A 13,224-nucleotide genomic window follows, 5' to 3' on the forward strand; every position below is an offset into this window, starting at 1 on the left:
TCAATCGCTTCTCAACCAATTGCGGGGGTTCAGTTTGGGTGATCCGGAGCGTTTCAGCTCGATTGCGTCTCCGCGCCACGTTCGCCACGTGATTGCTCTCTTCGACCGCCGGCAGAGTGCGCCCCAAGTCCTCTTGACCAGCTGCTGTGCGCGCTCACCGAACTGGTCCTGCTGTAGCGGCTCGACGCGAGTTAAGACCGACGAGAATCTCGTGTTCTGGGCAGGGTTGAGATGTTCTGTCCGAACAAGTTGATGCAGCGCGGTCTGCGCCGCCTCACGATCGGTGCTTCCAGAGTGAATGGCGAGCAAAACGTGGTCAGCCCAACTCGCCAGAAGTCTTGCTTCCGGGGCTTCCAGCAGCGAAGGTCCGTCGATGATCACGAAATCATAGGTGTCGCTCAGCTGTCGGAGCAACGAAGGAATCTTGGGGTCGGCGAGAATCCGAAGCCGATGTCCCCCAAACGATGTGGCGGGCAGGTAGTCAATTCCGGACTCATGGATATGTTCGATCGCGTCTGCAAGTGGACGGCCATACGCCAGTACACTGAGTAAGTTGGCGCTCTCGCCACTCGGTCGACGAGTGAATTGGCCAAAGTCAAGGAGTAGAGTGCGCCACCCGAGCCGGGCAGCGTAAAGACCAAGGCTCCATGCAAGTGTGGTCTTGCCTTCCCCACCGATGCTGGAGCTGACGAGGACAACACGCTGCGATCGTGGGGTTGCCGGGTCGGAGGCCAGTATGGATACCAGAATGGAGCGGATTGCTCTGGCATAGTGGCTCGCAGGCTCCTCCAAAACATAATGCGGCTGCTTGCCTGGCTCCAGTGGAATCGAAGGTATCAGTCCGGCGCATGGAATACGCAGAGCTTCAGCGGCGTCGGCTTCCGTGTGCAGGGTCCGATCGAAGTGATTCAATACGACTGCGAGAACACAAGCCAGCAGAGCGAAGATAATTGCCGCAGGAGGAATCATAAGTAGCGGGTGTAATGAGGTCGGTCGTTCTGGCGGTGTGGCCGTGGCGAGAATACTGACGTCTGATTGCGCGGTCAGACCTTTTGCGGTGAGCTCCTGCCGCCGCCGCAGAAGCGTTTCAAACTGTTGCGCCAGCGTGGTGACCTGCCACTCCAGCGCGGCGTCCCGTGAGGGAGAGGGCTGGCCAAGACGGGAGGCTTTTAGTTCCTCCTCCGCCTTTGCAAGGTCACGCTGAACTTTGGATGATTGTGTCGCAAGGGAGCTCAAAGCATACTCCACATCGCTTTGCTTCTGACGCGCGACCTCGTCGACATACGATTGTGCCACCGTATTGGCGATTTCCGCCGCTCGTTGCGGATTGGCGGCCATAGAAGTAACGGCGATGATTCTGGAGCGCCGCTCCTGACCAACCTTCAAGCTGCGCTTTAGAGCAGCGAGAGCCGACCCGTCATCGGGCTCGTGGCTCTTGCCAAGTAGCAGCTCCTTGGTTGCTGACCATGTACGACCAAAGAGCGTGCGCAAGCTTTGCATCCACGTTCGTGACCCCGTTTCAGCACCGTGCCTCGCATCTTCGAGAGCGCGGAGCGTTGGAAGGAGTCTCCGCAGATAGGCGTCGGAAAGCAGCACCGTGACATGTGTGTCGATGGTGGATTCCTCGGCGGCCGGTGTAGGTGCTGCGGATGCGCCACCGGCATTCAAGGCATCGACTGCGCCGGACTGTCGGACGTCAACAGCAAGTTGTGCCGTCGCCAGATAAGAAGGAGACATAAGAAGGCCGGCTACTCCAGCTAGCAAGGCGCCGACGACAATCATCCTGACGACAAGCCGCCTGTACTTCCGCACGCTATCCAGCACGCGATTCAAAGACTGGAGACCGTCATTTGAAGCCAGGGATTGTTCCGTCAGGCGCCGCCCAAGTTCGTCCTCTGCCATATCCGGCGAAAGAGCCTGCAGGGATCGAATACGTCTTCCTACTAACGCTTCCATAGCTCGCTCCTCTACTGTGCGGGCTCGAGGGTATCTGTCGATCGGGACGTACTCTGTTCAACCATCATTCCCAGCCATGATTGCAACATCAGGACGGCCCATAGCATTCGCGAGTGATCGCGATTGCCACTCAGATGATCCCGCCAGCAGCTCTGGACTCGTTGTACGTCCAGCAAATTCTGGCGGTTAAGGCGTGATTCGGAGAGCAGGTCTGCAGCCCATGAGCGCAGGGGGCCTTTCAACCAGGCGCCGACAGGCACGTCGAAGCCCTGCTTGGGTCGATCTATCAAGTGGCGCGGCAAGTAACGGCTGAGAACCTGCCGCAAGATCCACTTGCCCTGTCCGTCGCGTACCTTGGCCGTGTTCGGCAGCCGCCAGGAGAATTCCACGATGCGATGGTCGAGAATTGGACAGCGCGCTTCCAGGCCTGTCGCCATGCTGGCGCGATCGAGCTTCACCAGAATGTCGCCGGGAAGATAACCGATCATGTCCCGCACAATGAAGTCGGATAGAAGATCGTTCAGCGGCGGCACCTTAGCCGAATCGGTGACTTGCTCCGGGGTCAATTGCAGCTCGGAAAGCCGCATAACTTTCCGGTACATGTCGTCGGCATCATTGCCTGCAAACAGTTGCGCAAGGCGGTTAACCCGGTCGCTTCCGATCATCCGTCGTAGGCGGCCAGGAAGAGGCAACGCGTCAGCGATGTCTTCTCGCAAACCGCGGGCGAGCAATGACACACCCATTGCCGCCGTACGCCGAAGTGCTCGATTGGAGTTAAGGAGGGGAGCCAGACGGGCGGTCAAAAGATGCCTGGAATATCCAGCAAAACATTCGTCTCCGCCGTCACCGGAGAGGACAACGGTTACATCCCGGCGGGCGAGGCGAGATAGCAGCAGCGTCGGAATCTGCGATTCGTCGGCGAACGGCTCGTCCCAAATACGGGGCAGTTCGGGAATGACATCCATGGCCTCCGAGGGAGTGAGACGTAGCTCCGTGTGGTCCGTGCCGAGGTGACGAGCCACAGCCGCGGCACTGGCCGCTTCGTCGAAGGCGGGCTCGCCGAAACCGATAGTGAACGTGCGGACGGGCCGGGCGGATTGGGATTGCATCAGGGCGACGACAGTTGAACTGTCGATGCCACCGGACAGGAACAGCCCGATTGGCACGTCGGCAACCATGCGCTCACCGACAGCCTCGCGAAGCAGGCCATCAAGATGCGACACGAGCTCGCCATCGTCCGCGGAAACGGGGTTTCTTCGGCCGTGCTTTGCGATGTCGGTCAGCGACCACCAAGTGCGCGCCTTTGCCCGAAGCGCTGCAGCATCCCGAGATGCCAGAAGTTCATCGGCGCCGAAAGATAGAATGTTGCCGGGCGGAAGTTTGAAGACGTCTTTCCATATACAATGTTCATCCGGTAGCCAGCCGCGAGCGAGAAATTCAGCGACCCCGCGCGGATTGACCTCCGCAACGAAATCGGGGAACGCGTCGATCGCCTTCAACTCTGAAGCAAAGACAACGGCATTTCTCGTTCTGGCGACGTATAGGGGCTTCTTTCCCATTCGATCGCGGGCCAGATGGAGCGTACGGGTCTGCCGATCCCAAAGGCCGATTGCGAACATGCCGTTGCAGCGCGCCAGGGCAGCCTCGAATCCCCATCTCTCGATCATCGCGAGCAAGACCTCGGTATCGCTGCTGCCGATGAAGTTCTGGCCGAGGCGTTGAAGCTCCTGTCGCAACGACGGATGATTGTAGATCTCACCATTGAATGTGATGACGAATCGGCCGCTCTCGGAAGACATCGGTTGTCGCCCCGCATCGGTGAGGTCAACGATGGAGAGCCGGCGATGCCCGAATGCAATCCCGGCGTCACGATCGCACCACGAGCCGTGGGCATCGGGTCCGCGATGGTGCAAACGATTCGTCATTCGGCCGATCGCATCCAGATCGGCGGATCGGGAAGCTTGTGGCATCTGAAGAATTCCGGCGATTCCACACATGATCTAGCTTCCGATACGCGTGTGCGGCGACGGCGGGCGCGCCGATCCGAGGATCAGGCTGAGAGCAAACGCGAACCACACGATGGGATGACGCAAGATGAAATGGCTGATGCTGAAAATGGCCAGCGCAGCGAACAATGCTGCCAGGGCATCGAGCTTCGCGCGGAACATAAGCATGAACGTGCCTGCGAAGAGGCCGCAAACGGCAATCACAGCGAGCAGGCCACCTTGCGTAAATATATCCAGCAGTGTGCTATGGGCTTCGAAAGGAGTTGGAAGCGCCTTGTTATTGGCGACGTTCGGCTTCTCGAGATGCGGGCCTGGCCCCAGCCCGAGCGATCCGGTTTCCAGCCCTCGATGGAGTGCATCTTCCCAGAGTTGCAGTCGCAGGGACGCGGTGCGCTTCGTTGCCTCGCCGCCACGGTCCTTGGCCAGACTGATTGCCAGACCTTCAAACTCATCGGCGGTCGCAACGGCATACGGTGCTAATGCGAGCGCCAGCGGGACGGCGGCGGCGATGACCAGAACCGCGACCACCGACCGGAAATTTAGTCTGTGCTGTGGCGAGGTCAGCCAACTGCGCAAACGCAGCAAAGAAAAGATCGCGGTGGCAATCACCATCGCAACAAGAAATGTATCGCTTTTGGTCAGGCGCCCGACGGCGAAGGTTAGCAGGCAACTGAATGATCCCGCTATGCGGCCAAACCCTTTGGCCGACAGGGCAAGGCTGAGAGACAGCGGCGTCAAAACGGCGCAATAGAGAGCGATCTGATTGGGATTCTCCGCCCAGCCTCGAAATCGATCCCAATACCATGGATCGACCGACGGCAGGCTGATGATGGACCAGCCCGCAGCGATCTGAAGGACCAGTGCGATGTTCCAGAAAGCGAGCAGGAACCATTGGGTTTGACGTAGGGCAGCGTTGGCTTCCATCGTTGCGACGATGAGGCAGGTCAAAGCTGCCACCAACAGATACGCGAAGGTGTCGTGCAACATCGTAGGAAGGTCCAGCTCCTCGCTCAGATAGGCCACGCATGTCCCTATGCTCAGGGCGAGTGCAAGACAGGCCCAAAACGCACCGATTCGGAGCAAAGCTGTCGCGTTGTAAATCTGGCCGGTAACGATGACTCGCAATGAGACGAAGGCTAGCCACAGGACAAGACAGACCTCGCCAACACCCAGCGGAATTCCGGGAAGGCGCAGCTGTGAAGCTGTCGTAAGCACGATGCCAAAAGAAAGAAGCGCATTGGCGATCATGATGATTTCCCGCTGTGCTGGCTAACCCTTCGATCTTCATGGGCGTCGCGAGACAAAGCAGCCGGATCTTCGCTTCGCCTCCCGGTGAAAATCAGCTTCCTGTAAAGATCGGCGTAGCGGTCAGCCACGACGTTCAGGTCGAACTCACGGCGCACGAGCGCGATCGAGCGCTGTCCCATGCTCTTTGCGCGGGCAGGATCCTGGAGAAGATCGAGAATGGCTGCGGCGAGCGCACGCGGGTCCCGGGGCGGCACCAAATGGCCATTGCAGTTCTCCACCACAACATCGCCGCAGCCTGGCATACGCGTGGCGACAATAGGCACACCCGCCAATCCTGCTTCCAGCAGAACACGGGGGATTCCTTCCCGATACTCCGTCGGGAAGGCAAAGACATTCGCGATTCCGAGAAGCGCAGGAACGTCGGATCGCGCACCGAGAGCGATTACGTGTGGTGCGTATCGATCAATCAAAGCCTGATCCACGGCAAAAGGACCTTCGCTCTCCCTTGGACCGACAAGCAAGAAACGAACGCGGGGCCGCGCTTCGCGGACAATCGCCGCCGCATCCAGAAGCGTGGGTATGCCCTTTTGTACGGTCAGTCGGCTCACAGTCATGACGACTTCGTCGTCACCGAGTCCGAGTTCTGTACGAAGTTGTGCGGTGGACGGCGCCTGAGCCCGCGCTGTGTCGAAAGCATCGACATCGATTCCCGAACTTCCGATCAGTACAGCGGGGCTGCTGCCAAGCAGACAATAGCGGCGGAAAAAGTCGCCATCCTCCTTGTTTTGAAATACCGTTGCCGAGGTCCAGCAGGCGGCCAACCGCTGCAGCGCTAGGTAAGCTGGCCTGAATGCAAGAGCTTTCAGCTGTGCCGAGGAGAATACCCAACCCATTCCGTTGATGGTGCGCACAATGGGGATTGTGCCTCTCACCGCAAGAGGAGCAAGCAGATTTGGTTTGGTATCGAACGTTTGAACAACGTCCGGTCGAATGCCACGCACAAGCTGTGAGAGCTGGCCGACAGCTAGGCGGTCAGCAACCCGTGCACCGAATCTATTGAAGTCATAGCGATGATACTCGATGCCGCTATTTGAGAACGGGAGTGCGGCGCCAGTACCGGCAGCGCTCACCCGAAAGCCACGACTGCGCAAAGCTGCCAGAAATGGGATCCGTAGGGCATGATCCTCGCCTCCCACACAAAGCACATGCAACGTCATGCTAATCCTTTCGGTCGCAATCGGAATGCAGCCCAGTCGATCCGGAGAATCGGCTACAGATGAATTTCGATGTCCTCGCGTATGAGCGGACTATGTGAGCTTACGAGGCGATCACAAAGTGTCTTCATTCGTTCGAATGACGGCCGCGTCGGAAGTATTCGGCGATCCTGAAGAATTGAGACATCGACACCAAGAGGATTACTCCGAAGCGCGTTTGGCATCATGCACGCAAGCTGAAGCGTCGTGTCGTCAGATCCAGAATCAGTTCAAACGTCGGAGCAAAGCAGGCCTGTCGGCGACCCGTTTCACTTGCCGCTGTGTTTGTGCCCGGATGAACAAGGAGGCTCGCCTGGGTGCCTATCGTCAGACTCAATTACCGGGAGAAGGCAGGACGGCGACACGCCCGAGTAATGCAACCAGCTCCGCCTGCCGCCGTGTCTGTGTCTTGACGAACAGGGAGGCCAGATGTGAGCGGATCGTCGTCCGGCTCAGCCGTCGGGCGCGAGCAATATCAAGCAAATTATGGCCGCGCGCCAATTCGACTGCAAGCTGGGTTTCCGCGGCTGTGAAGCCGAACAAACACCGGAGCGCTTGGGGCGTCGGCTCCGGATGAGCGTCGAGATCGAGCAGAATGATGGTGCTGGTTTCATCCGTCCAAACATTGACCATCTGGCTTACAAGGCTGGTGACGCCCTCCTTGAAGGAAGTCGCGAGCCATGATGTCGAGCCAACGGGAATTTGGGCTCCCGCGCGGTTCACCAGCTGCTTGACGGCGCTGTAGAGCGTTTCAGGGCTGGTGGTGAGGTTGCATTCGCGTTCCAATATCGCACGTCCGATTGCACTCACGTCAAGCACACAGCCACGCTTGAGCAGAACTTGCCCGCAGCCAATACGCGCCAAAACCGCGTGTAGGACGTCACGTTGCTCGCCAAGGTCGGGCTTCTTGCCTGGGTCAGCGTCTGGCCGGATAGCGGGAGCACGATTCGAAATGTTGAAGATGGATTCCCTGCAGGGATGAAGCGATGCAATTGCGCCGGGCAATGTGGCACTCTGGTTCAAATTCAACATGTCGTCATTCCCTTCGCCTACTACTTCAATCGAATGACAAGGATTGATCGGAGGGAAAGCATTCCAATTTCGATGAGCCATGTAAATGTTCAAGTTGGGGTAATCCGACTGCACATTTGGCTGAGGCAGTCTACTATTCGTGGGGCCTCTAGCGGTCTAAATGACATGGAGGAAATGTCGGCTGGAAAAGCGATGCGCGCCTCAGCGCGCAGTTTTGTGCAGGCGTCCGGCCAGAGGTCGTAAGCGCGGTATCCTTTGTGGGTACCCCCGCTTGTGCCAATGGCTCAGTTAGATGCGCTGGCTACTCCCGAAGGGCGCAGCGCAACTTCGACCACATCTCCCGGCTCTACATCGAAATCAACTGATGCGACGATCCTGTTCCACTGCTGGCCGACCTTTCGTGCGATCGTTACCTCTGCTCGGAGATCGCTGGTTCCGACAGGTAGTGCTCCCGCACCGCCGACAGGCTGCAATTTTTGACTCAACGCCTGCAATTTAACCCGCAAGTCCGCCATGCGAACGGTTGAATCCTTCAACTCGCGCAACAGATTGATGGTTCGCAGATTGGCGACCCGCTCGATCTGGCGCACGAAGTCGTCGCGCTGACGTTGCAGCCGCATGACTTCGACCATCGTCTGAAGACGCCTTGTCGACGACAACAGAAGAGCGCGTCGGCTTTCCGTAACACGGGGGCTTGGCAATGATCCTGCGCCAAACAACTTGGCTACCCGATCCAGCTCATCCTCATCGGCCTGAACACCCTTTTCCTCACCGTCCTGCTGCTTCCTGAGGGTTACGAGCTGAGCCTCCGATTGTTTGACTGCATCCTCCAGAAAGCTTCGTTCCTTACGATAGTCGATTTGCGCGGTCTTTAGCGACGCCGACTCGGATTGCATGAGCGACTCGATGACGGAGACCGGCAAAGATACTTCGCTGGGTATCTTCTGATCGAAGCTGTCATTGCCCTGGAGTTCCGCATTGGTGCGGATCACGTGGATATACTCTTTGATGTACTCGGTCGACAAAGATTGGTAATCGCGCAACAGATCCGCCGGATCGATAGCACCGACCTGACCGCGAGAACGCAACAGGCTAAAGCCACCGGCGACTGCAACGGCTTGGCGTACAGTCATGGACGCGCGATACACCAGCTGGCCGGGCGTGAGAACGTCGCCTGTGACGTAGATCGGTCGATATTCCACGACGCTCGTGATCACGTCCCCAGGCTTGATGACGAGCGCCTGCTCACGCCCATCCGGTGAGCGCTGACGCAGAATCCTGGACTGCAGCAGCGTCTCCATGCGAGTCTGAAGTTCCGACGGGGTCAGACCTGCAACCGGCACCGTACCGACCCCGGGAAGAGCAATGGTGCCGTCAATCTGGATCTGAGCTCTATTGCGCTGTTCAGGCGCTCCACCGACCGATACCTCGACAGTATCGCCAGGCGCGAGGCTGTATTGAGCTCCAAGGCAACCGTCGCTGCCTGCCAAGACAACGATCCCTGCCCAGACGCTGATGGGGACATAGCTAAAAGTCTTACTGCGCCTGCTGCCCTTCATGACGATCTCCTTGCGCTAAGTCGTTTCCGCTGTCTCGATCAGCCCAGTCGATGCGGGAAACAAAATCAAATACCGGCCCGCCTCGTTGCCCCCAGTTGCTCGACCAGATGACTTGCGATCCATCAGGAGAAGGTGAGCCATGCGTTTCGCTCCAATAGTCATACGGAGCATTGCGCGTATGCGCGATACGTCGAAACTCGCCACTGCCATCGATTTTAAGTGCGATAACTTCCTGAGCGAACGGTGCCACTTTCTTACCGCCGGCGGGAGCGAGCGCGGCCCCGGCATAACTCATGAAGACCCAGCCCGGACGGCGTATCGCTCGCATCGATGCATGCTGAGCTTCTCCATAGGGAGCGATCGCCGTGACCTGTCCGTCTTGGAGTCTCCGTTTGATGACCTGATACTTGTCGGGCGCCGACTTGCTGATGCCGACATAAACTTCATCACCGCCGGCATCGACGGTCATGTCGCCGTGGCCGGGCCGGTGATGCTCTGTCCAGCTCTGCAGGAGATCACCCTCAATGCTGAAGACAAATGCTTGATCTGTGAAGTCAATGAGAGACTGCTGGCAGAATATGTACTTGCCCAGCGGCGAGATTCCGCAATAGCTGTTTTTGCCGGGAATTCGCGCCAGCTCAATATCAGGAAATTTCCGGCGATCCGAAAGATCCATCGCAAATGCGACAAGCGTGCCCTGCTGGCCAATGGCGCGCACCACGATACGGTTGCCGTCCCATGAGGGATTGCCCTTGTAGGGACCGAATTGAAGCTCGCGATATGCTTCACTCTCAAGAATTACATCTTCGGCGTTGCTTCGCGGCGCCCATCGCGAAATGCGACGCCCGGCGACACAAATCATGAGCTCTGGATCTTGCGGATGCCATTCGCATTCACCCCCGCGCTGTCGCCGGAACAGTGGAGCATAGGTGTGCCCATCAAGAAAGCACAGGCCATTGCACCCGTTGACAATCAAAAGCAGGCTCTGGTCGGCGTTCCACGCCTGCGCACTCGAATAGCGATGGGTGCAATAGGAACGCTTGCAAACCATGCCGTTTCCCATCGGACTTTCAGGCGTGGTCACACGAACCAAGGTCGTACCGAGGGACGCATCGACGACTGGCGCGAGATAGCCAGGCAAATCCATGGCGGGCGCCGGGAGGAATTGGGCGTTTGCGAGCGATTCGGTTGAGGCGGGTCTTGAGGAAGCGAGCAAGACAAGGGCGCCACAGCACAGGAGAGCTCGGGCATAACTTAGCCGGGCCATCATGTGATGAAATCCTTTTGCCGCCGGACTTGCTTTCCCGAAAGGCGATGACGCCACCAGTCAACTGTCCGCTCCAACCCTTCCCGCAGCGTGACCTGCGGTGACCATCCCGTTGCATGGACGAAGCGGGTGCAATCAGCGAGCAACGCTCGCACTTCCGAATTTGTCGGTCGCAGACGCTTCTCATCCTGAAGCACAGGCTTTTCGCTGGAAGTAAGATCGACGATGACATCAATCAGGTCGCGGATCATGATCGCCCGCTGACTACCTGCGTTATATGGCTGGCCGTATTCGATGCCCTCGGCCAGTCCGGCAGCCATGAACGCGGCCGCGGTATCTGCAACGAATGTAAGGTCACGTACGGTTGTTGCATCTCCGATCATGATCGCGGGGCAGGAAGGATCTAGCGCTTGCCGTATGATGGCAGCGATGATCGCCCTTTCGCTCTGTCGTGGCCCAAACGTATTGAATGGCCTGAGGATGACGACTGGTACGCCGAACGATTTCGCAAAAGCCCCTGCCATCATGTCCGCGGCTATTTTGGAAGCGGAATACGGCGATTGTCCCTGCAGCGGATGAGTTTCATCGATCGGCATTGTTATGGCTGTGCCGTAGACCTCGCTGGTCGACGTGTGAATGACCCGCTCGGTGCCGCACTGCCGCGCGGCCTCGAGCACATTCAAGGTGCCGAGCACGTTTGTTTCGACATAGGATTGCGCAGCGACGTAGGAATAGGGGATCGCGATCAGTGCCGCGAGATGAAAGACGATTTCGTGGCCGGGTACGAGACGACCGACGAAAGCCGCATCGCGGATGTCGCCGCGAACCAGGTTGACTTTCTTTCGGGTCGAATCCGGAAGGTCGTCCAGCCAACCATGGCTATCGAAGGAATTGTACTGGGCAAGAGCGGTAACGTTGGCCCCTGCCGAAGCAAGCGCTTCGGTCAGGTGCGAGCCAATGAAACCGTCGGCTCCCGTGACGAGAATTCTGGCACCAAGGTAATTCATGGCCGTCAATGTCCGGTTTGTTGTTTAGATTCTTTCGATTGATTCTTCCGCGTGTATTCGGTCCACGATCCCACCGCGATTGCCCAGGCCGCACGAACAATCCAGCCGAGATCAGAAGCCAGTGTTCGGCGCGGGAAATAAGCGAGATCGATTTTCGCCTTGGTCGGGAACAGAACTTGTCGATAGAAATCCACAGCCGCGACTTCAGCGGGATAGAGCTTGCTTTCATGTCGAAACATGACCTGGCACGGACCAACAAGACCGGGCTTGTGGTCGAGAAGCTTCTCGAAGCCACCGTGAAAGCAGTCGAGGAATGCGAGCGATTCAGGCCGCGGTCCCACGAGCGCCATGTCGCCGCGCAAAACGTTCCAGAGTTGCGGTAACTCGTCCAGCTTGCTCGCGGCAAGGATGCGGCCAATTCTAGTCAGGCGGCCGTCTCCCTCCATTGTGAGCGGACATCCATGCCGGTCGCAATCCGGCCTGAACTTGCGAAATTTGTACATGCGGAATGGTCGTCCATTTTGCCCGAGACGAAGTTGCGAGAACAGAATCGGCCTTCCGCCTTCGATCCAGATAGCAAGTGCTACGATTAGGAAGAGAGGAGCGAGAGTGACCGTCGCAGCACCGGCAAACAGAATATCAAGGGCGCGCCGCAAGCCCACCTGCGTAACGGGAGTTGACGCCAGGAGCTGGTTCGCCGCCCCGCGCATGGCTACGCGATTGCCCCTAATGGAAACTCCGTGCCAAGTGCGGCCGCAAGGGAATTCACTACCTGTTCCACATCGGCCGGGTTCATCCGGGGGTGCAGCGGCAGCGTGAGCTCCCGTTGGGCAAACTCCTCGGTGCGCGGCAAGAATGTATCGGGATAGAGTTCTCTGTAGAATGTCAGGTGGTGGACGGCGGGATAGTGAATCGTAGTCTGTATGCCGCGCTTGCGGAGCCGATCGATCACAGACTGCCGATCGATTGCCGTCGGCAGGACGACCGGCATCAGATGGTGCGCCGATGGCCAAGGATTCGCGAAGGGTATCATCACCGCTGGGCAATGCTCCGCCATCAACTGACGATAGCACAGTGACAGGCGTCGCCTGGTGTCATTCCATTCCGGAAGTTTCTTGAGTTGGGCAAGGCCAACGGCAGCGCGCAAATCGTCCATACGATAGTTGAATCCGAGGATCGTGACATCGTAATCGGGGCGACGACTGGTGAGGCGCTGTCGCGTGCTGCTTGTCATGCCATGAGACCGTGCTCGCTTGATGGTTTCCCTCAAAGCGCGGCTGCGGGCGATAATGGCGCCGCCCTCGGCGGTCGTCATGTTCTTGTTGCCGTAAAAGCTGAATGCTGCCGCCTCGCCATAGGTCCCCACTGCGGGCAGCCCGGGCGCATGAGCTGCATCCTCGATCAGGAGCAGGCCCTTGCGACGAGCGAAAGACTGCCAAGTGTCGCGATGCGCGAGGTAACCGGCGAAATGGACGAGAATAATCGCTTTTGTTCTCGATGTGCATTTGGCTTCAGCATCATCCAGCGACATCAACGGAATCTCGGCCGAATCGATATCGACGAAGACGGGGCGCGCTCCCACATAGAGAACGCTATTGGCCGTGGCGACGAAGGTCAGCGATGGAACGAGAACTTCGTCGCCAGGCCCAATGCCGAGCGCGTGCAGGATGAGGTGGAGGGCTGCCGTGCACGAGCCGACGGCAATCGAATCCTCGGCCTCATGAAGATGAGCAAACGCTTGTTCGAATTCCCGGACCCGGTCTCCCATCGTAACCCAGCCGCTCTCGATGACAGAGGCTAGGGCTGTTTGCTCGTCCGGACCCAGGACTGGCTCTGATACCAATAGCATGTGTTCATCTCCAATCCCGGATTCGGCGATACGTTTGAGATTGCACG

The 13,224-nt window shown here is 58.2% G+C and carries 10 protein-coding genes; all 10 read right to left on the minus strand.

Annotated features, from left to right (window positions below):
- Positions 1-1,956, minus strand: coding sequence for an AAA family ATPase (locus AB7951_RS26500; protein WP_441256092.1), 1,956 nt, complete (start codon positions 1,954-1,956; stop codon positions 1-3).
- An 11-nt stretch (positions 1,957-1,967) separates the two neighbouring features.
- Entirely contained in the window at positions 1,968-3,953 is a 1,986-nt protein-coding gene (gene asnB / locus AB7951_RS26505; RefSeq protein WP_441256093.1) for an asparagine synthase (glutamine-hydrolyzing), read from the minus strand.
- Between the two features lie 3 nt (positions 3,954-3,956).
- Positions 3,957-5,210 (minus strand): O-antigen ligase family protein, encoded by a 1,254-nt coding sequence (locus tag AB7951_RS26510; protein WP_120287846.1) that lies wholly within the window; start codon positions 5,208-5,210, stop codon positions 3,957-3,959.
- Entirely contained in the window at positions 5,207-6,427 is a 1,221-nt protein-coding gene (locus AB7951_RS26515) for a glycosyltransferase (protein ID WP_120287845.1), read from the minus strand. Before AB7951_RS26515 ends, AB7951_RS26510 begins: the two co-directional genes overlap by 4 nt.
- Positions 6,428-6,796: 369 nt before the next feature.
- Complete coding sequence (locus AB7951_RS26520; protein WP_147421590.1) at positions 6,797-7,588, minus strand: helix-turn-helix transcriptional regulator; 792 nt, start codon at positions 7,586-7,588, stop codon at positions 6,797-6,799.
- Between the two features lie 191 nt (positions 7,589-7,779).
- Complete coding sequence (locus AB7951_RS26525) at positions 7,780-9,054, minus strand: polysaccharide biosynthesis/export family protein (RefSeq protein WP_120287844.1); 1,275 nt, start codon at positions 9,052-9,054, stop codon at positions 7,780-7,782.
- A complete protein-coding gene (locus AB7951_RS26530) occupies positions 9,032-10,201 on the minus strand; it encodes a hypothetical protein (protein WP_439062064.1) in 1,170 nt (389 codons plus the stop codon). Before AB7951_RS26530 ends, AB7951_RS26525 begins: the two co-directional genes overlap by 23 nt.
- 119 nt (positions 10,202-10,320) lie before the next feature.
- On the minus strand, positions 10,321-11,328 hold the full coding sequence (locus tag AB7951_RS26535) for an SDR family NAD(P)-dependent oxidoreductase (protein WP_120287843.1): 1,008 nt from the start codon (positions 11,326-11,328) through the stop codon (positions 10,321-10,323).
- Between the two features lie 5 nt (positions 11,329-11,333).
- Entirely contained in the window at positions 11,334-11,990 is a 657-nt protein-coding gene (locus AB7951_RS26540; RefSeq protein WP_439062699.1) for a sugar transferase, read from the minus strand.
- A gap of 50 nt (positions 11,991-12,040) precedes the next feature.
- Positions 12,041-13,177 carry a DegT/DnrJ/EryC1/StrS aminotransferase family protein gene (locus tag AB7951_RS26545; protein WP_120287841.1) on the minus strand — a complete coding sequence of 379 codons (1,137 nt, stop codon included), beginning with the start codon at positions 13,175-13,177 and terminating at the stop codon, positions 12,041-12,043.
- Positions 13,178-13,224: the final 47 nt, after the last annotated feature.

The sequence above is a fragment of the Tardiphaga sp. 285_C5_N1_2 genome (assembly GCF_052076065.1).
Lineage (GTDB): Bacteria > Pseudomonadota > Alphaproteobacteria > Rhizobiales > Xanthobacteraceae > Tardiphaga > Tardiphaga robiniae.